12 protein-coding genes, 3 tRNA genes, 2 rRNA genes and 1 pseudogene are annotated in these 19,899 nt (G+C 45.1%); 4 read left to right on the forward strand and 14 right to left on the reverse strand.

The window, feature by feature from the left end:
* Positions 1–19 precede the first annotated feature (19 nt).
* Both rep and ilvC read right to left on the reverse strand, forming a co-directional pair.
* Positions 20–2,041, reverse strand: coding sequence for a DNA helicase Rep (gene rep, locus M1E93_RS17830; protein ID WP_004915452.1), 2,022 nt, complete (start codon positions 2,039–2,041; stop codon positions 20–22).
* 262 nt (positions 2,042–2,303) lie between these two features.
* Positions 2,304–3,779, reverse strand: coding sequence for a ketol-acid reductoisomerase (gene ilvC, locus M1E93_RS17835; RefSeq protein ID WP_014657279.1), 1,476 nt, complete (start codon positions 3,777–3,779; stop codon positions 2,304–2,306).
* A gap of 178 nt (positions 3,780–3,957) precedes the next feature.
* Between ilvC and ilvY the strand changes: the two genes are divergently transcribed.
* The gene (gene ilvY / locus M1E93_RS17840; protein WP_004915447.1) at positions 3,958–4,854 is read left to right on the forward strand and encodes an HTH-type transcriptional activator IlvY; all 897 of its coding nucleotides are present in this window, start codon (positions 3,958–3,960) and stop codon (positions 4,852–4,854) included.
* Here ilvY and ilvA read toward each other — a convergent pair.
* The 6 genes from ilvA to ilvL all read right to left on the reverse strand — a co-directional run bounded on the left by ilvA (position 4,846) and on the right by ilvL (position 11,428).
* Positions 4,846–6,420, reverse strand: a complete 1,575-nt coding sequence (gene ilvA / locus M1E93_RS17845; protein WP_172593509.1) for a threonine ammonia-lyase, biosynthetic — start codon at positions 6,418–6,420, stop codon at positions 4,846–4,848. The genes ilvY and ilvA overlap by 9 nt on opposite strands.
* Before the next feature lie 5 nt (positions 6,421–6,425).
* Positions 6,426–8,276 (reverse strand): dihydroxy-acid dehydratase, encoded by a 1,851-nt coding sequence (ilvD, locus tag M1E93_RS17850; protein ID WP_014657278.1) that lies wholly within the window; start codon positions 8,274–8,276, stop codon positions 6,426–6,428.
* 65 nt (positions 8,277–8,341) lie between these two features.
* Positions 8,342–9,268 (reverse strand): branched-chain amino acid transaminase, encoded by a 927-nt coding sequence (locus tag M1E93_RS17855; protein WP_004915437.1) that lies wholly within the window; start codon positions 9,266–9,268, stop codon positions 8,342–8,344.
* Positions 9,269–9,280: 12 nt separating this feature from the next.
* On the reverse strand, positions 9,281–9,550 hold the full coding sequence (gene ilvM / locus M1E93_RS17860) for an acetolactate synthase 2 small subunit (protein ID WP_004915433.1): 270 nt from the start codon (positions 9,548–9,550) through the stop codon (positions 9,281–9,283).
* Positions 9,547–11,193 (reverse strand): acetolactate synthase 2 catalytic subunit, encoded by a 1,647-nt coding sequence (gene ilvG / locus M1E93_RS17865; RefSeq protein WP_004915430.1) that lies wholly within the window; start codon positions 11,191–11,193, stop codon positions 9,547–9,549. Before ilvG ends, ilvM begins: the two co-directional genes overlap by 4 nt.
* A gap of 133 nt (positions 11,194–11,326) precedes the next feature.
* Positions 11,327–11,428 carry an ilv operon leader peptide gene (ilvL, locus tag M1E93_RS17870; protein WP_071599630.1) on the reverse strand — a complete coding sequence of 34 codons (102 nt, stop codon included), beginning with the start codon at positions 11,426–11,428 and terminating at the stop codon, positions 11,327–11,329.
* Positions 11,429–11,907: 479 nt separating this feature from the next.
* Between ilvL and M1E93_RS17875 the strand changes: the two genes are divergently transcribed.
* Positions 11,908–13,434 (forward strand): YifB family Mg chelatase-like AAA ATPase, encoded by a 1,527-nt coding sequence (locus M1E93_RS17875; protein WP_004915428.1) that lies wholly within the window; start codon positions 11,908–11,910, stop codon positions 13,432–13,434.
* 184 nt (positions 13,435–13,618) lie between these two features.
* Here M1E93_RS17875 and M1E93_RS17880 read toward each other — a convergent pair whose 3' ends face one another.
* Positions 13,619–13,957 carry a DUF413 domain-containing protein gene (locus M1E93_RS17880; protein ID WP_004915426.1) on the reverse strand — a complete coding sequence of 113 codons (339 nt, stop codon included), beginning with the start codon at positions 13,955–13,957 and terminating at the stop codon, positions 13,619–13,621.
* A 111-nt stretch (positions 13,958–14,068) separates the two neighbouring features.
* Between M1E93_RS17880 and hdfR the strand changes: the two genes are divergently transcribed.
* Together hdfR and M1E93_RS17890 are read left to right on the forward strand one after the other, a co-directional pair.
* Complete coding sequence (gene hdfR / locus M1E93_RS17885; RefSeq protein WP_004915423.1) at positions 14,069–14,914, forward strand: HTH-type transcriptional regulator HdfR; 846 nt, start codon at positions 14,069–14,071, stop codon at positions 14,912–14,914.
* A 240-nt stretch (positions 14,915–15,154) separates the two neighbouring features.
* Positions 15,155–15,950, forward strand: a pseudogene (locus M1E93_RS17890) (transposase).
* A 142-nt stretch (positions 15,951–16,092) separates the two neighbouring features.
* On the opposite strand, the gene M1E93_RS17895 reads toward M1E93_RS17890, so the two are convergent.
* The 5 genes from M1E93_RS17895 to M1E93_RS17915 form a co-directional block, all read right to left on the reverse strand.
* Positions 16,093–16,168, reverse strand: a tRNA-Trp gene (locus tag M1E93_RS17895).
* A gap of 8 nt (positions 16,169–16,176) precedes the next feature.
* Positions 16,177–16,253 (reverse strand) — tRNA-Asp (locus M1E93_RS17900).
* A 55-nt stretch (positions 16,254–16,308) separates the two neighbouring features.
* Positions 16,309–16,424: ribosomal RNA gene (gene rrf / locus M1E93_RS17905) — 5S ribosomal RNA — on the reverse strand.
* A 131-nt stretch (positions 16,425–16,555) separates the two neighbouring features.
* Positions 16,556–19,463: ribosomal RNA gene (locus M1E93_RS17910) — 23S ribosomal RNA — on the reverse strand.
* A gap of 346 nt (positions 19,464–19,809) precedes the next feature.
* A tRNA-Glu gene (locus M1E93_RS17915) sits at positions 19,810–19,885 on the reverse strand.
* Between the last annotated feature and the right edge of the window lie 14 nt (positions 19,886–19,899).

Here is a 19,899-nt window from a genome sequence, read left to right on the forward strand (position 1 = left end):
ATGTGAGGGGTCATTTCTGCTAGCTTTTCTTATTTAATCCTAAACGAGCCTTAATATCAGCGAGTGCAGATTGTCCTTTTTGCATCCGCTCTTCCGCGGTCACCACTTTTCGTTGCTGTTCCCACTCTAAATCATCTTGCGGCAATTCTAATAAAAAGCGACTTAGCTCAGGGCGGATTAATTCACCGTATTGTCGACGTTCACGGCAATGGCTAAAAAATAGCTCTTTTTGTGCCCGTGTTATTCCAACATAAGCTAACCGCCGCTCTTCATCAATGTTATCCTCATCAATACTACTTTGATGCGGTAACAACCCCTCTTCCATCCCTACTAAAAACACATAAGGGAACTCCAGCCCTTTAGATGCGTGTAATGTCATTAATTGCACTTGATCTGATTCTTCATCATCTTCACCGCGCTCCATCATATCGCGCAGCGTAAAACGCGTTACAACCTGATCTAACGACATAGGATCATTCAAGTCGTCACCTTCAATCATTTCACTCATCCATGTAAACAACTGATTGACGTTTTTCATTCGCATCTCAGCAGCTTTCGTACTTGCCGAAGTTTCATAGAGCCAACTTTCATAGTCCATTTCACGCAGTAAATCACGCACGGCCAATAATGGCTCACGCTCAGACTGTTGAACAATTTTCTCCATCCAACGTGTGAACTGCTGTAGCGCGGTTAATCCTTTGCCTGTTAATGTTTGCTCCAGCCCTAAATCAAAACTAGCTTGATATAAACTTTTACCGCGTTGATTAGCCCATTCACCTAATTTTTGGATCGTTTTTGGCCCAATTTCACGGCGTGGCGTATTCACAATGCGCAAAAAAGCACTGTCATCTTCAGGGTTAGTGATGACTCGCAAATACGCTAATAAATCTTTGATTTCTGGGCGAGAAAAGAATGATGTTCCCCCTGAAATACGGTAAGGAATGCGGTTTTGCATCAACATTTTTTCAAAGATACGCGATTGATGGTTACCGCGATACAAAATGGCATAATCTTTATATTGTGTTTTATTAATAAAGTGATGCGCTATCAATTCACCGATAACTCTTTCAGCTTCATGATCTTCATTATTGGCCGTAATAACCTTAAGTGGTGCCCCATAACCTAGTGTCGAAAATAATTTTTTCTCAAATACGTGGGGGTTATTTGCAATCAAAATATTGGCTGCTTTTAGTATGCGCTCCGATGAACGATAGTTTTGCTCCAACTTAATCACATTTAACTTTGGAAAATCCTGACTCAATAGCACTAAGTTTTGTGGGCGAGCACCACGCCAAGAGTAGATAGATTGGTCATCATCGCCAACTACCGTAAACCGTGCACGCTGACCCACCAGCAATTTAACCAATTGATATTGGCTTGTATTGGTATCCTGATACTCATCCACCAGCAAATAGCGAATTTTTTGTTGCCAACGCTCCCGCACCTCTTCGTTATGGGATAAAAGTAAGGTCGGCTTACTGATCAAATCATCGAAATCCAATACGTTACAGCTTTTTAAATGCAATTCGTAACGACGATAACACTCTGCAAAACGATGCTCTTTCTCACTTCTCACTTTCGCCAACACCTGCTCTGGTGCTAACAGATCATTTTTCCAATTCGAGATCGATGAGATCAGTTGCTGCAAAAGATCTTTATCTTCCTCTAGCAGATCAAAAGTGAGCTCTTTGAGCAATGCCATTTGGTCCTGATCATCAAACAGAGAAAAATTAGCCTTAATACCTAACGCCTTATATTCACGTTTAATGATCTCCAAGCCCAAGGTATGAAATGTAGAGATAATTAACCCTCGAGCTTCTTTCCGCCCCAATGTTTGTGCGACACGCTCTTTCATTTCACGAGCGGCTTTATTGGTAAAGGTGACCGCCGCAATTTGACGTGGTTGATAGCCACATTGGCGGATCAGGTGTGCTATTTTATTCGTTATCACTCGGGTTTTTCCCGAGCCGGCACCAGCCAATACAAGGCATGGGCCATCCACAAATTCAACAGCCTGCTGCTGGCTTGGATTTAATCGCATGGTTTCTCTAGATCAGGTTATTTTCAAAAAGACAGATTGTTGTCGATTGTAGCAGAAAGCACTCGGCGCATAAAAACGGCTAAACCATCATGTATCCATTTAACTGCATATTTCTATCTGTGACGGTCGAGTCTGAAAAACAAAAAAACCGTGTCATTCAGAACAACACGGTTTTCAATACGATATTATTTTATATCTAATATATTTTTCTAAACTATTCGCGTTAAAGGAAAACGGCGAATAGTGCTAGTGTGACGAAAAATTAGCCACCCACTGAAATGCGTTTCATATCTGTCATATATCCACGCAGCGTCTTACCGATTTTCTCAATTGGGTGGTTACGGATAGCTTCATTAACATCACGCAGTTGTGCATTATCGGTGCCATTATCAGCAACAGGTTTCGCCAAATCTCCCGCTTGCAGTTTGCTCATAAAGTCTTTCAACATTGGCACAGCCGCGAACGAGAACAGGTAGTTACCATATTCCGCCGTATCTGAAATAACCACGTTCATTTCATACAGGCGTTTACGAGCGATAGTATTGGCTATCAGTGGCAGCTCGTGCAGTGACTCGTAATAAGCGGATTCCTCAAGGATCCCAGCTTCCAGCATAGTATCAAACGCCAATTCAACCCCAGCTTTAACCATCGCAACTAACAAAACACCGTGGTCAAAGTACTCTTGCTCAGCGATTTTTCCTTCATATTCAGGGTAGTTTTCAAATGGTGTTTTACCGGTTTCTTCACGCCAAGCCAGCAAATTCTTATCATCATTTGCCCAGTCAGCCATCATGGTTTCTGAGAATTTACCAGAAATAATGTCATCCATATGTTTTTGGAACAAAGGAGCCATGATTGTTTTCAGTTGCTCAGACAGTGCAAATGCGCGCAATTTCGCAGGGTTTGACAGACGATCCATCATCAGCGTGATACCACCTTGCTTCAATGCTTCGGTAATTGTTTCCCAACCGAATTGGATTAATTTACCGGCATAGCCTGGCTCAACACCATCAGCAACCATCTTGTCATAACAAAGCAGAGCGCCCGCTTGCAACATACCACACAGGATGGTTTGTTCACCCATCAAGTCAGATTTAACTTCTGCAACGAATGATGACTCCAGTACACCAGCACGATGTCCACCAGTTGCCGCAGCCCATGCTTTCGCAATAGCCAGACCTTCACCTTTAGGGTCATTTTCAGGGTGAACAGCAATCAGCGTTGGCACACCGAAACCACGTTTATACTCTTCGCGAACCTCAGTACCTGGACACTTTGGAGCAACCATCACAACAGTAATATCTTTACGGATCTCTTCACCTACTTCAACAATGTTAAAGCCGTGCGAGTAACCTAATGCAGCGCCTTGCTTCATCATTGGCTGAACAGCGCGAACGACCGCTGAGTGCTGCTTGTCTGGCGTTAAGTTAATGACCAAATCCGCTTCAGGGATCAATTCTTCATAAGTACCGACTTTAAAACCGTTTTCTGTCGCTTTACGCCATGATGCACGTTTTTCAGCGATCGCTTCAGCACGTAATGCGTAAGCAATATCCAGACCTGAATCACGCATATTTAGGCCTTGGTTTAAACCTTGAGCACCACAACCGACGATGACGATTTTTTTACCTTTCAGGTATCCTGCTTCATCCGCGAACTCTTCGCGCTTCATGAAACGACATTTGCCTAACTGCTCTAACTGCTGACGCAGATTCAAAGTATTAAAATAATTCGCCATTGTCTTACTCCGTTGTTCTGTTGTGTTCGTTATTTCAGGCATCTGCCTGTCGCTTTTCTATTTAGCGTTTATGGTTTTACTATATGCGATGATTCGCATTGCTTAAATTGATATATTAACAATACAATGTTGCATATTATGCAACGCTCTTTTGACTTAACTTAAGGCTGAAACAAAAATGGATATCCGTGATTTAAAGCTATTTCTTCATTTAGCAGAAAGTTGCCATTTTGGTCGAACCTCTAAGGCGATGTATGTCAGTCCATCCACTTTATCGCGGCAAATTCAACGCTTAGAAGAGCAGCTAGGGCATCCACTTTTTATTCGTGATAATCGGTCGGTAAAACTGACCCAAGCGGGTGAGCATCTTAAACAATTTGCTCAACAAACCTTATTACAATATCAACAACTCCAGCATGTCCTTAACCAGCAAAGCCCTTCTCTTACGGGTGAACTGCGCCTTTTTTGCTCTGTCACTGCCGCGTATAGCCACTTGCCACAAATTCTGGATAAATTCCGCGCACTGCATCCACTGGTAGAAATAAAACTCACCACTGGTGATGCGGCCGATGCTGTCGACAAAGTAGAAACCAAGGAAGCTGACCTTGGGATCGCAGGTAAACCAGAACGCCTTCCTGATAATGTAAGGTTTACTAAAATTGGTGAAATCCCATTGGTACTGATCGCCCCCGCACTACCTTGTGCTGTTCGAACCATGGCTACCGAAGAGCAGCCCGACTGGAATGCGATCCCGTTTATTCTGCCTGAACACGGACCATCACGAAAACGTATCGAACTCTGGTTTCGCCGTCATCACATCAATAATCCCGTGATCTATGCAACTGTCTCAGGCCATGAAGCTATCGTGTCAATGGTCGCACTCGGCTGTGGTATTGCCTTGATACCAAGCGTCGTTGTTGATAACAGCCCTGAGCCAGTTCGCAGCCGTATATTACAACTCGACAATATTTCGCTGGTTGAACCCTTTGAGCTAGGCGTTTGCTCGCTTAGCAAACGCCTAAGTGAACCACTCATCAAATCATTTTGGCAATTGTTGCCCGACCACTCAATCTAATGTTTGCGGTGAGCTTTGGGGGGCTAAAAAGAACCTAAATGACGGGTTCCCTGTTTCATCATGATATTCATAACCTAGCGCATCAAGGTGCCTATCGAAACGCACCTCAGGACCTGATAACTCAAACGCCGCTAACACACGACCATAATCAGTGCCATGGCTACGATAATGGAACAGTGTAATATTCCAATACGTCCCCAGAGTCTCTAAGAATTTTAACAATGCCCCCGGTGATTCTGGGAACTCAAAACTATAAAGGCGCTCCTCCAATGGCTTCGATGGTCGACCACCAATCATATAACGTACATGTAATTTCGCCATTTCATCATCGGATAGGTCGGCAACTTCATAGCCATGTTGTTGTAACTCTTGAATAATTTCACTTCGTTCGTTTTCGCCACCGCTTAACCTCACCCCCACAAAGATACAAGCACGGTCAGGATCTGCATCGGTATAACGATAATTAAACTCAGTGACTGCACGATGGCCTAATAACTGGCAGAAACGCAAAAAGCTGCCTTTTTGTTCAGGGATCGTGACCGCAAGAAGTGCCTCCCGTTGTTCACCAATTTCGCATCGCTCTGAAACATAACGCAGGCCATGGAAATTCATATTTGCACCGGATAAAACATGTGCAAGACGCTCGCCTTTAATGTTGTGCTGTTGCACATATTTTTTTAAGCCTGCTAGTGCTAATGCTCCAGATGGCTCAGCAATCGCACGCACATCCTCAAAAATATCTTTCAACGCCGCACAAATCGCGTCACTGTCTACGGTGATCACATCATCCACATATTTTTGGCAAAGACGGAATGTTTCATCACCAATACGCTTCACCGCAACGCCTTCAGCAAATAAGCCAACTCGAGGCAAGTCAACCGGATGCCCCGCTGCCAATGCGGCTTTCAAACATGCCGCATCTTCGGCTTCAACACCGATAATTTTAATCTCAGGCATCAATTGCTTGATCAGAACCGCTACGCCAGCAATCAGGCCACCACCACCGACGGGGACAAAAATGCGATCAAGATGCGCATCTTGCTGTAACAACTCCAATGCTATTGTGGCTTGCCCTGCAATCACAGAAGGGTGATCAAAAGGGGGAACAAAGGTGTACCCCTCATTTGTCGCCATTTCGATGGCTTTGGCTTTCGCTTCATCAAAATTTGCCCCATGCAAAATGGCTTCACCACCGAAATTACGTACCGCGTCGACCTTAATATCTGCGGTTGCCACAGGCATGACAATCTTTGCTTTCACGCCAACACGACTGGCCGATAATGCAACGCCTTGTGCATGGTTCCCCGCAGAAGCGGTAACCACACCTTTCGCTTTTTGCTCATCGGTCAATCCAGCAATCATGGCGTAAGCACCACGCAACTTAAAGCTATGAACAGGCTGCCTATCTTCACGTTTAACTAAAATCGTATTTCCCATGCGAGCAGACACTTTTCTCATCTCTTGCAATGGGGTGACCTGAGCCACTTCATAAACCGGCGCACTGAGCGCCGCTTTTAAATAATCAGCACCCGTAGGTGCAGAGGGTAATGGTTTTGCAGCAGCCACCGTCATTAGCCTCCCAGCTTAGATTTATCGCGTACAGCGCCCTTATCTGCACTCGTTGCAAGAGATGCGTAGGCACGCAATGCAAAAGAGACCTCACGCTGACGATTACGTGGCGTATACGCTTTATCACCACGCGCCAATTCCGCTTCTCGGCGTTTATTCAGCTCATTATCATCAACATCAAGTGCTATCGTTCTCTTTGGAATATCGATATCAATAATGTCGCCATCTTGTACCAATGCCAACAATCCACCACTAGCGGCTTCAGGTGAAATATGACCAATGGATAACCCGGAGCTTCCTCCTGAGAAGCGGCCATCCGTAATGAGCGCACAGGTTTTCCCTAATCCCATTGATTTAAGGTATGAGGTTGGGTACAACATTTCTTGCATGCCTGGGCCACCTTTCGGGCCTTCATAGCGAATAACGACCACATCCCCTTCAACAACCTTACCGCCTAAAATGGCTTCTACAGCATCATCTTGGCTTTCATAAACCTTCGCAGGCCCACGGAAAGTTAAACTACCTTCATCAACACCTGCGGTTTTCACAATACAGCCATCTTCCGCGATGTTCCCCGCAAGTACCGCTAAGCCCCCATCTAAACTGTAGGCGTGCTCTATATTACGGATACAGCCATTTTCACGGTCAGTGTCGAGAGAAGGCCAGCGACAGTTTTGCGAAAAGGCTTGTGTTGTTCGAATACCCGCAGGCCCCGCCGAAAACATCGACTTAACGGCTTCATCTTGCGTCAACATCACATCATATTGCTCAAGTGTCTGCTTAAGTGTCAGGCCTAAAATATTTTTAACATTATGCTGTAGCAGGCCTGCTCGGCTTAATTCACCTAAAATACCAATAACACCACCAGCACGATGAACATCTTCCATATGATATTTTTGGGTGCTCGGCGCAACTTTACATAAATGCGGAACTTTGCGTGACAAACGGTCAATATCTGCCATTGTGAAATCAACATCGGCTTCTTGAGCCGCTGCTAACAGGTGTAAAACCGTATTGGTTGACCCCCCCATCGCAATATCCAATGTCATCGCATTTTCAAAAGCGGATTTATTAGCGATATTACGCGGCAATGCACTTTCATCATCTTGCTCATAATAGCGCTTAGTTAATTCAACAATACGCTTACCAGCATTGATGAATAACGCTTTACGGTCAGCATGGGTCGCAAGTAATGACCCATTTCCTGGTTGCGATAACCCTAATGCTTCGGTTAAACAGTTCATTGAGTTAGCGGTAAACATACCTGAGCAAGAGCCGCATGTTGGGCAAGCAGAGCGTTCAATTTGTTCGCTGTCCGCATCGCTTACATTAGGGTTCGCGCCTTGGATCATCGCATCCACTAAGTCTAACTTGATAATTTGATCTGAAAGCTTGGTTTTCCCAGCTTCCATAGGACCACCTGAAACAAAAATAACAGGGATATTTAGGCGTAATGATGCCATTAACATACCCGGTGTGATTTTGTCACAGTTAGAGATACATACCATGGCATCTGCACAGTGTGCATTCACCATATATTCGACTGAATCTGCAATTAACTCACGGGAAGGTAAGGAATAAAGCATCCCGCCATGCCCCATTGCAATGCCATCATCGACAGCGATTGTATTAAACTCTTTAGCGACACCCCCTGCCGCTTCGATCTGCTCAGCGACAAGTTTGCCAAGGTCACGCAAATGCACATGGCCCGGTACAAATTGTGTAAATGAGTTAACAACTGCGATAATCGGTTTTCCAAAATCAGCATCGGTCATACCGGTGGCACGCCATAATGCACGTGCGCCTGCCATATTACGGCCATGGGTGGTGGTTGCTGAACGGTACTTCGGCATATCTTTACTCCCGTGTTTTAAAACAGGCGGGGAACGACCGCCTGTAAATCTGTCTGTATTTGTTATTAAGGGTTAACTGGATCTAACCAACCCCATTTATCTTCTGTTGTACCATCAAACAAACCAAAGAAGGCTTGCTGGATCTTTTTGGTCATAGGGCCACAGCGACCAATACCCACTTGAATGCCATCCACACTACGTACTGGCGTGATTTCAGCTGCGGTTCCGGTCATAAACACTTCATCAGCAAGGTATAAAGACTCACGTGATAAGGTTTGTTCACGAACTTCAATGCCCATATCCTTCGCTAACGTTAAAATCGCATCACGAGTGATCCCCGGCAGTGCAGAAGATGTGAATGGTGGTGTAAATAAAATGCCATCTTTCACTTCAAAAATATTTTCACCCGCCCCTTCAGATAAATAACCATTAACATCTAATGCAATTCCCTCTTGATAGCCATGACGACGTGCTTCACTGCCAACAAGTAGCGACGATAAATAGTTACCACCCGCTTTTGCTCCAGTAGGAATGGTATTTGCTGCAACGCGGTTCCATGAGGAAACCATAGCATCAATTCCTTGATCTAAAGCTTCTTCGCCTAAATAGGCCCCCCATGGGAAAGCCGCCATGATGACATCTGTTTTATAACCATCTGGAGGATTAACCCCCATACCAACATCACCAATAAAGACTAATGGACGAATATAGGCACTGACTAAGTTATTTTTACGTAACGTTTCACGGCATGCTTCCATCAGCTCATCAACGCTATAGCTGACAGGCATACGGTAGATTTTTGCAGAATCACGCAAACGCTGCATGTGCTCACGATGGCGGAAAACAACAGGCCCCTTGTGAGAATCATAGCAACGGACGCCTTCAAATACCGATGTACCATAATGCAAAGCATGAGACATAACGTGTACTTTTGCATCGGCCCATGGCGTCATTTCACCGTTAAACCAAATATAGTCAGCTTTCTTAGTCATTTTATTTATTCCTTACATTGCACTTTGTGTGCGTAATAGTCGTGATTCTTGTTCTCTTATTTCAACTTCCGAAACATCAGACAGCTTAGTTAACTGAGCATATAACTGAGCTAATGGACGCTGGCTGTTCACGGTCATTTCGATATTTACATTATCACCATCCGGCATATGATCCATAGTCATCGAACTGATTTGGAATCCACGATGGCGAGTCACCCGTAATATACGCTCTAAAACCTCAGGACGGAAACGGGCCAGTATTGCGAGTTGATGTTGCATCATAACGGTTTCTCCATCATTTTTTCATTGCTCGCCCCTGGTGGAACCAACGGCCAGACGTTTTCTAATTCATTTATTGAGACCTGTAACAGATAAGCGCCTTCACTGTTGAGTAACTCATCAAGCGCTGCGTCAACTTCAGATTTTGAGGTAATGCGTCGCCCTGGGATATCAAAAGCCCGAGCCAAAGCCACAAAATCAGGGTTATCGGTTAAAATCGTTTCGCTATAGCGCTGTTCAAAAAACAGCTCTTGCCACTGACGAACCATGCCTAACCGCTGGTTATCTAACAATAAAATTTTAACGGGTAGTTGTTTACGTTTAATGGTGCCAAGCTCTTGTACATTCATCATGAAAGAACCATCTCCAGAGACACAAACCACAGTGTCTTCCGGACGAGCCACTTGTGCGCCAATCGCGGCTGGAATACCAAAGCCCATGGTTCCCAAACCACTAGAAGTAATAAAATCTTCAGGTGCATCAACCGCGATATGTTGGGCCGACCACATTTGATGCTGCCCAACATCTGTCGTGATAACCGTATTTGCCTTCATACGATCAGACAGTTGCTTTAACAGCAAAGGGGCGTAGATAGCATCACCGGGATGATCGTAACGCCAGCTAAACTCATGCTTTAGCTGGCGTACCTCTTCCTGCCAAGATGAAATCGTTTTTTCCATCATCAACTCAGGTAATAACGCTTTAGCATCACCTAATAAAGCGACGTGAGTTTGACGCAATTTATCTAATTCAACATGGTCGATATCGATATGAATGACTTTGGCATTTGGCGCGAATGTATTTAACTTACCTGTCACACGGTCATCAAAGCGAGCGCCCACGGCTATCAATAAATCACAACGCTGCACCGCGAAGTTTGCCGCCTTAGTACCATGCATCCCCAGCATTCCGAGATAATATGGCTCCGAAGGTGCAACTGCGCCTAGCCCTTTTAAAGTTGTCACAGAAGGAATGCCCGTGTAATCAATAAAACGTCTTAGCTCGGCAACCGCACCTGACATCCCAACGCCACCACCGATATATAACATTGGTTTTTGCGACTGTTTGAGTAACTCTCTTGCCTCAGCAACCTCATGTGACTGGATAGGTAAATCCTGTTCAACAGGCATTAAAAACGGCGCGAGATCTGCCTGCTGCAGTTGAATATCTTTCGGAATATCAATCAGTACAGGTCCTGGGCGACCACTATTTGCGATTGCGAAAGCTTCAGCAACAATGCGAGGCAGGTCTTCAAGGGATTCCACTAAAAAACTGTGCTTAGTACAGGCCAGAGATAAACCCAAAACATCGATTTCTTGGAAAGCGTCAGTGCCAATAAATTCCGAACTCACTTGCCCCGTGATAGCCACAACAGGCACAGAATCTAACAAAGCATCCGCTAACCCAGTGATTAAATTCGTCGCTCCCGGCCCTGATGTCGCAATACAAACCCCTGTTTTTGACGTCGAGCGAGCATAACCAATCGCGGCAATAACCGCCCCTTGCTCATGGCGACACAACAGATGCTCAACCCCGCCATCATACAGCGCGTCATACACTGGCATGATAGCGCCTCCCGGATAGCCAAAAACAGTCTCCACTCCCTGCGTCCGCAATGCTTGAACTAACCACTGTGCCCCATTCATGCTTTTCTCCTGTCTTCCAATTAATTTATCTATTTGTATTTATTTTGTTTTTTTAGGTTTGATGATGTTGCTAAACTTTACGTCAAAAAAAACCCCGCGCCTTTCGGTGCGGGGTTCTCGTGAGATCTGGCTACTAATTTAGCCTTCGTCGTCCAAGTGCAGCCCCGCACGGTGGGATAATAATCACCACCACGCTGATAATAATTAGGCTAATCACTCGGAAAAATGCGTTCATCGGTTCTGTCTTTCGCTGTATTATTCGTTATCTATATTAAAGAGGTATCATTTTAAAATTACTTTGACAACTTTTATTTTAAATTTTTATTATCAAAAAATATATTTCAATATAAATCAGATAGATAAAAAACAAACAGAATAAATAACTAGTGTTTTATAGAATTTACAGCAAATACATATAGCGAAGCCATTATACGCAGCCTGATATTCCAACAAGCAAGCGTAGTATTGATGATATTAATTTTAATTTACACCTCATCTTTAAAAAAATTCCTTCTCAATTAATTTCTATTATCTATAAATTAATATCATATAACATATTAATTAATAATAGTTTTACGACCACCTTCGCAAAAATTTAATCCGTGGCAAATATTTTACATTTAAGTTTCCCTTCCCACTCTCATCCTTAAAAAGAGCCATTGAAGCGGCTCTTTATTCAACAGAATATTACTCTGTTTATTCAAGGGAGGAGATATGGCATTAGCAATTGTGTATACAAGAGCATCGATCGGAATGAATGCGCCACTGGTTACTGTTGAAGCACATATTAGTAATGGGCTACCTGGATTGACACTTGTAGGTTTACCTGAAACGGCTGTAAAAGAATCGAGAGATAGAGTACGGAGCGCATTATTAAACAGCGGTTTTGAATTCCCTGCAAAAAAAATGACGATTAACTTAGCCCCTGCCGATCTCCCGAAAGAAGGGGGACGTTACGATCTTGCGATAGCAATCGCTATCTTAGCGTCATCAGGCCAAGTGCCTACAAAAATACTTCATCAGTATGAATTTCTCGGTGAACTCGCTTTGTCTGGTCATATTCGCCATGTGAATGGTGCTATCCCTGCCGCACTCGCGGCATTAACACAAAAAAGGCAACTCGTTCTTTCATCTGAAAATCAATATGAGCTGAATTTATTACCTGATAATAGTGTTAAGTTTGCAGGAACATTATTAGAACTTTGTCATTTTTTATACGAGAAAATGACATTATCAGGTAATTTCCATCCGACCGAAATCCCTGAGCCCCCCATTTGCGACGGGAATATTAGCGATATTATTGGACAAGAGCAGGGAAAAAGAGCGTTAGAGATCTGTGCAAGTGGTGGGCACAACTTATTGTTATTAGGCCCTCCTGGCACAGGAAAAACGATGCTAGCAAGTCGCCTAAAAACATTACTACCGTCCCTAACGCCACAGGAAGCTCTAGAAGTCGCCTCTATACATAGCCTATGCCATTCAAGCGATTTAACTTCTCCTTGGCCTCCTAGACCCTTTAGAGCTCCTCACCATAGCGCGTCAATGGCAGCACTCATTGGTGGAGGGAGCCTTCCTAAACCCGGTGAAATATCATTAGCCCATAATGGCATTTTATTTCTGGATGAATTGCCTGAGTTTAGCCGCTCGGTACTTGACGCATTACGTGAGCCACTTGAATCAAGGCAAGTTATTATTTCCCGCGCTAAAGCAAAAGTGTGTTTCCCAGCCAACTTTCAACTCATCGCCGCACTGAACCCAAGCCCTACAGGCCAATATCAAGGTGATTACTGCCGAAGCTCCTCCACGAAAATCTTACGCTACTTATCACGCGTTTCAGGTCCTTTTCTTGATCGATTTGATCTGTCTATTGAAATACCGCTGCTTCCGTTGGGTACACTCAGTCATCAACAGTACCAAAGCGAAAATAGTGAGCAAATCCGCGCTAGAGTCATACTTGCAAGAGAGATACAAATGAAAAGAATGGGGAAACTCAATAGCCAATTAACCGCCAGAGAAACGACAAACCTATGCCAACTCACATCCAAGGATTCACTTTTTTTGGAGCATGCCTTAAACAAACTTGGGTTATCGATACGTGCTTGGCATCGCATTTTGAGAGTCGCTCGAACTATTGCCGACTTACAAAATACCAATAATATCGAAAAACCCCATCTTCTCGAAGCTCTCGGTTATAGAGCGATGGATAAGTTATTGCTTCATTTGCAAAAACAAGTAAGCTGAGTAGCTGGAGAGGTGGTGAATGAGAGTGGCATAAGCGTACACTCTAAATGAATCTACGATGATGTAGCAGCGCTTATTACACTGGCCTCATAGAGAGATTTAGAAAGTCAGCTTCGTTACTTTACGTGACTATAACGCATATAAGTTAAGGGGCCTGTAAGCCCCTCTAAATATATTGATGATATTAATCGTCTGTATCTGTATAGTCATCCGAAGGGTCTATCTGAGGCTTACCGCCAGAGAGAGTATGGAAGCGTTTCGGACGATTTATGCGGCTAGAATATTTCGCCCACACTTTTTCTTCAGGAGTTACAGGTTCCCTTTCGCCGCGGCAAACCGCAACGAAAAGTTTTTCTTCGTCGGTCTGTGCTGCACGTTTGCCGGAATCAAGCTCAGAAAAAGCTTGGCCATGGCGCTCGAGTAACTGAGCTTCCTTGATGGTAAAATCACCATGACGAGAAAAGCCACGTGGGTAATGTTTATTGTCAAAAAAACGATTAGTCGTGATGAAGCTTTCTGCCATCTGACACACTCCTAACTTATTACTGTCAACTCTTTATGGCGCGGAGTATTAGACAGCATTGACAATCTGTAAAACAAAACATTTAAATCATCACGACAAAAATTATTGGAGATGTATGTGGATACTGAGTTATTAAAAACATTTTTGGAAGTCAGTAGAACCAGACACTTCGGCCGAGCCGCGGAATCACTCTATTTAACGCAATCAGCTGTCAGTTTTCGCATCCGGCAACTCGAAACACAGCTCGGTACAAACCTATTCACGCGACACCGCAATAATATTAGGCTAACGGCTGCTGGGGAGCGCTTAGTTCCTTACGCTGAATCCTTAATGAATACATGGCTACAAGCCAAAAAAGAGATCTCCCATGCTTCACAGCATACTGAATTGTCGATAGGTGCTACCGCATCATTATGGGAAGGCTACCTTACCGATTGGATGCAATCACTGTATGAACAGCATGATGAATTACGTTTAGAGGCGAGAGTTTCGACTCGGCAGTCACTGGTGAAACAACTGCATTCGAGAGAGCTAGATTTATTAATTGCTACTGAACCGCCAAAAATGGATGAGTTCGAAAGCACCATCATAGGCACTATTGAGCTTCAATTAATGGCCTCACAAAAAAATATCGCTTTAACAAATTATAATTATATCAAATTAGAGTGGAGTGCCGATTTTCAACCTCAAAATGACGCAAGCCTTACGCCCGATGATTCGCCAGTTATGATCACGACATCTGCACACATTGCTCGTCAATTACTGCCTGTATCACTTTCTGCCGCGTTTTTACCGTCTCACTGGAGTATTCAGTACCCTGGACTCAAAACGCTCTCAGAGACCGTAATTACAAAACCACTCTACGCCGTCTGGTTACAAAAAAACGATCAACAAGCATTGATTAATCAATTAATAAAAACCCCCATTAAAAACGCACAATTAGCCCCTACGTCATAACTGACTAACTACTTATCAGTTTTAACTACGCTCGATAATACTGTCGGGCGTTTTTTCTTATCAGCCTCTTTAATTTAGCCTCTTACGCATAATAATCTCTCATACGACAGGGCTATTTCAATTCAAGCCAATAACTTAACCTGAACTCGGGATAAGAAAAATAAAAAAGAAGGGAACGAAAAGTAGGTTCGGTGATCAGATCTTTCGACCAAAAAACCACTGTTCACCAAGGAATCCACTATGCATAATTTAGTTGACTTATTTTGTCATATCGATGATTTTGCAAATTTTTCATCCCACAATGGCAAAAATACTTGATTGAAAGTGGTAAAGGTCAGCGGCTACACCAAACAAGAATGACAAGCAGTGGAATTATGACCATCATCATTGCATTCCCTATGTCTCATCATCGTGATTTGAAGCATTTTTATATTGGGTTCATTGTGGTATACCACAAAAAAGACTTTCCAACCTTATTGAGCTACACGCGTTTTTTTGACGTCATATCGAAGGGTTGAGTGCCATTACGTTCCTTCTTTACCCATCTAAAAGGTCAACCAACAGGTATCGAGTTTATTACCAGTATTAAAGTGTGCCACAACCTACGGATCCCAAAACATCGGGTTTTTAAAAACTCGGCGGCCAGAGGAAAAGAGACGATAGAATGGTTCTACGGTTTCAAGCAGCGCATCATCGTTAACCATCTTGATGAGATTGTTGCCGCGGAACTTACATCAGCAAAGCATTAACTGAAGATTTAAAGATGGAAGGAATAACATTGGTTACAGGACAACGCAAAAATATGAAGCCAAAATTATTAGTGGCCTGAGATAGAGCGATGCTCGCTAAGCAATTCATTATTGAAACAACTAATGATCAGCTGAAAAAATATTACGCAGATTGAACATTCTCACCATCGTAGTTTGCATGGATTCATGTTGAATTCACTGGGCGGTTTTGCCTATTGTTTGAAACCGAAAAAGTCATCCTGAATATTTCAAATGTCGAGAAAACAGGGCTTCAAATAATGGCTTAAACCGATCTCAAGTTAACTTAGAAATAACAGGAATAGGTCGCAAATTTAGGTAGGAATTATCGATTTTTGCATAAAGAAAAACCCGATTAAAGTAATCGGGTTATCAATAAGATACTTCTTTTGTTTTTACTTAATTGGTAACTGGCAGGGGCGGAGAGGCTCGAACTCCCAACACCCGGTTTTGGAGACCGGTGCTCTACCAATTGAACTACGCCCCTAAATTAAGTGGCGGAACGGACGGGACTCGAACCCGCGACCCCCTGCGTGACAGGCAGGTATTCTAACCAACTGAACTACCGCTCCACTTATTCTTCGCCTTTCGGCTGCTTACCGCTCTGCGATAAGTCTTCAATTTGATGTCTGGCAGTTCCCTACTCTCACATGGGGAGACCCCACACTACCATCGGCGCTACGGCGTTTCACTGCTGAGTTCGGCATGGGGTCAGGTGGGACCACCGCGCTATTGCCGCCAGACAAATTCGGTTTCGTTCCCGTTCGCGTCTACACCGCAAACCAGAACTGCAATCTTGAACAAGCTGATTTTTTCGCACCACTTTATCTCGTGCACTTCAACAATCGTCTCTCTAAAACACCTTCGGTGTTGTCAGGTTAAGCCTCACGGTTCATTAGTACTGGTTAGCTCAACGTATCGCTACGCTTACACACCCAGCCTATCAACGTCTTCGTCTTAAACGTTCCTTTAGGACCCTTAAAGGTCAGGGAAGACTCATCTCAAGGCAAGTTTCCCGCTTAGATGCTTTCAGCGGTTATCTCTTCCGCACTTAGCTACCGGGCAGTGCCATTGGCATGACAACCCGAACACCAGCGGTGCGTCCACTCCGGTCCTCTCGTACTAGGAGCAGCCCCTTTCAATCTTCCAACGCCCACGGCAGATAGGGACCGAACTGTCTCACGACGTTCTAAACCCAGCTCGCGTACCACTTTAAATGGCGAACAGCCATACCCTTGGGACCTACTTCAGCCCCAGGATGTGATGAGCCGACATCGAGGTGCCAAACACCGCCGTCGATATGAACTCTTGGGCGGTATCAGCCTGTTATCCCCGGAGTACCTTTTATCCGTTGAGCGATGGCCCTTCCATTCAGAACCACCGGATCACTAAGACCTACTTTCGTACCTGCTCGAGCCGTCACTCTCGCAGTCAAGCTGGCTTATGCCTTTGCACTAACCGCATGATGTCCGACCATGCTTAGCCAACCTTCGTGCTCCTCCGTTACGCTTTGGGAGGAGACCGCCCCAGTCAAACTACCCACCAGACACTGTCCGCACCCCAGATTATGGGGCTACGTTAGAACATCAAACATTAAAGGGTGGTATTTCAAGGTTGGCTCCATGCAGACTGGCGTCCACACTTCAAAGCCTCCCACCTATCCTACACATCAAGGCTCAATGTTCAGTGTCAAGCTATAGTAAAGGTTCACGGGGTCTTTCCGTCTTGCCGCGGGTACACTGCATCTTCACAGCGAGTTCAATTTCACTGAGTCTCGGGTGGAGACAGCCTGGCCATCATTACGCCATTCGTGCAGGTCGGAACTTACCCGACAAGGAATTTCGCTACCTTAGGACCGTTATAGTTACGGCCGCCGTTTACTGGGGCTTCGATCAAGAGCTTCTCCTTACGGATAACCCCATCAATTAACCTTCCAGCACCGGGCAGGCGTCACACCGTATACGTCCACTTTCGTGTTTGCACAGTGCTGTGTTTTTAATAAACAGTTGCAGCCAGCTGGTATCTGCGACTGGCTTCAGCTCCATGGGTAAACCACTTCACCTAATGCCAGCGTGCCTTCTCCCGAAGTTACGGCACCATTTTGCCTAGTTCCTTCACCCGAGTTCTCTCAAGCGCCTGAGTATTCTCTACCTGACCACCTGTGTCGGTTTGGGGTACGATTAATGATAATCTAGAGCTTAGAGGCTTTTCCTGGAAGCGGGGCATGAGCTACTTCGCCACCGTAGTGACTCGTCATCAGACCTCAGTGTATAGCGAACCGGATTTGCCTAATTCACCCACCTACATCCTTAAACCGGGACAACCGTCGCCCGGCCAGCCTAGCCTTCTCCGTCCCCCCATCGCAATTATCACCAGTACAGGAATATTAACCTGTTTCCCATCGACTACGCATTTCTGCCTCGCCTTAGGGGTCGACTCACCCTGCCCCGATTAACGTTGGACAGGAACCCTTGGTCTTCCGGCGTGCGGGTTTTTCACCCGCATTATCGTTACTTATGTCAGCATTCGCACTTCTGATACCTCCAGCATGCCTCGCAGCACACCTTCACAGGCTTACAGAACGCTCCCCTACCCAACAACATTTACATGTCGCTGCCGCAGCTTCGGTGCATGGTTTAGCCCCGTTACATCTTCCGCGCAGGCCGACTCGACCAGTGAGCTATTACGCTTTCTTTAAATGATGGCTGCTTCTAAGCCAACATCCTGGCTGTCTGAGCCTTCCCACTTCGTTTCCCACTTAACCATGACTTTGGGACCTTAGCTGGCGGTCTGGGTTGTTTCCCTCTTCACGACGAACGTTAGCACCCGCCGTGTGTCTCCCGTGATAACATTCTTCGGTATTCGTAGTTTGCATCGGGTTGGTAAGTCGGGATGACCCCCTAGCCGAAACAGTGCTCTACCCCCGAAGATGAGTTCACGAGGCGCTACCTAAATAGCTTTCGGGGAGAACCAGCTATCTCCCGGTTTGATTGGCCTTTCACCCCCAGCCACAAGTCATCCGCTAATTTTTCAACATTAGTCGGTTCGGTCCTCCAGTTAGTGTTACCCAACCTTCAACCTGCCCATGGCTAGATCACCGGGTTTCGGGTCTATACCCTGCAACTCATTCGCCCAGTTAAGACTCGGTTTCCCTACGGCTCCCCTATTCGGTTAACCTTGCTACAGAATATAAGTCGCTGACCCATTATACAAAAGGTACGCAGTCACCCTGATAAATCAAGGCTCCCACTGCTTGTACGTACACGGTTTCAGGTTCTATTTCACTCCCCTCGCCGGGGTTCTTTTCGCCTTTCCCTCACGGTACTGGTTCACTATCGGTCAATCAGGAGTATTTAGCCTTGGAGGATGGTCCCCCCATATTCAGACAGGATAACACGTGTCCCGCCCTACTCGTCGAGTTCACAACACCAACACCTTCGGATACGGGGCTATCACCCTTTATTGCCGGCCTTTCCAGACCGTTCTCCTGATGCTGATGCTGATTAAGACTCTGGGCTGCTCCCCGTTCGCTCGCCGCTACTAGGGGAATCTCGGTTGATTTCTTTTCCTCGGGGTACTGAGATGTTTCAGTTCCCCCGGTTCGCCTCGTTTGACTATGGATTCATCAAACGATAGTGCAACGAATTGCACTGGGTTTCCCCATTCGGACATCGTCGGTTATAACGGTTCATATCACCTTACCGACGCTTTTCGCAGATTAGCACGTCCTTCATCGCCTCTGATTGCCTAGGCATCCACCGTGTACGCTTAGTCGCTTAACCTCACAACCCGAAATTGTTTCAACGATCACCTGACTGTCATGGCTGTGCGTGGTGAACTTCTGCGTTGGGCAGTGCTCGCAATGCTCACGTACTCCTGTACGCTGCGCTTGCTGCGCGCTGTCCGCCTTGAATTTCACCCTGCTCGCTCATGCCACTCGTTTGAATGACCGAAAATTTCAGGTTTGAAATTTTGAGAGACTCTCACATTGTTTAAGCGATAAACAATGTGCGTTGTTTCAATTTTCAGCTTGTTCCAGATTGTTAAAGAGCATAATTGTTAAGCTAACTCACTGAATTAGCTTAATCATTATTGAGGACATCGTCTTTCACTCGATATCGGCGCAATTGGCGTCCCCTAGGGGATTCGAACCCCTGTTACCGCCGTGAAAGGGCGGTGTCCTAGGCCTCTAGACGAAGGGGACATAAAATATTGCAC

It is taken from the genome of Providencia sp. PROV272, from assembly GCF_049901975.1.
In the GTDB taxonomy this organism is placed as follows: domain Bacteria; phylum Pseudomonadota; class Gammaproteobacteria; order Enterobacterales; family Enterobacteriaceae; genus Providencia; species Providencia stuartii.

Bases quoted from the DNA above. Each gene is read 5' to 3' on its own strand.
- rep (WP_004915452.1), bottom strand. From the start codon at position 2,041: ATGCGATTAAATCCAAGCCAGCAGCAGGCTGTTGAATTTGTGGATGGC.
- ilvC (WP_014657279.1), bottom strand. From the start codon at position 3,779: ATGGCGAATTATTTTAATACTTTGAATCTGCGTCAGCAGTTAGAGCAG.
- ilvY (WP_004915447.1), top strand. From the start codon at position 3,958: ATGGATATCCGTGATTTAAAGCTATTTCTTCATTTAGCAGAAAGTTGC.
- ilvD (WP_014657278.1), bottom strand. From the start codon at position 8,276: ATGCCGAAGTACCGTTCAGCAACCACCACCCATGGCCGTAATATGGCA.
- M1E93_RS17855 (WP_004915437.1), bottom strand. From the start codon at position 9,268: ATGACTAAGAAAGCTGACTATATTTGGTTTAACGGTGAAATGACGCCA.
- ilvM (WP_004915433.1), bottom strand. From the start codon at position 9,550: ATGATGCAACATCAACTCGCAATACTGGCCCGTTTCCGTCCTGAGGTT.
- ilvG (WP_004915430.1), bottom strand. From the start codon at position 11,193: ATGAATGGGGCACAGTGGTTAGTTCAAGCATTGCGGACGCAGGGAGTG.
- ilvL (WP_071599630.1), bottom strand. From the start codon at position 11,428: ATGAACGCATTTTTCCGAGTGATTAGCCTAATTATTATCAGCGTGGTG.
- M1E93_RS17875 (WP_004915428.1), top strand. From the start codon at position 11,908: ATGGCATTAGCAATTGTGTATACAAGAGCATCGATCGGAATGAATGCG.
- M1E93_RS17880 (WP_004915426.1), bottom strand. From the start codon at position 13,957: ATGGCAGAAAGCTTCATCACGACTAATCGTTTTTTTGACAATAAACAT.
- hdfR (WP_004915423.1), top strand. From the start codon at position 14,069: ATGTATGTGGATACTGAGTTATTAAAAACATTTTTGGAAGTCAGTAGA.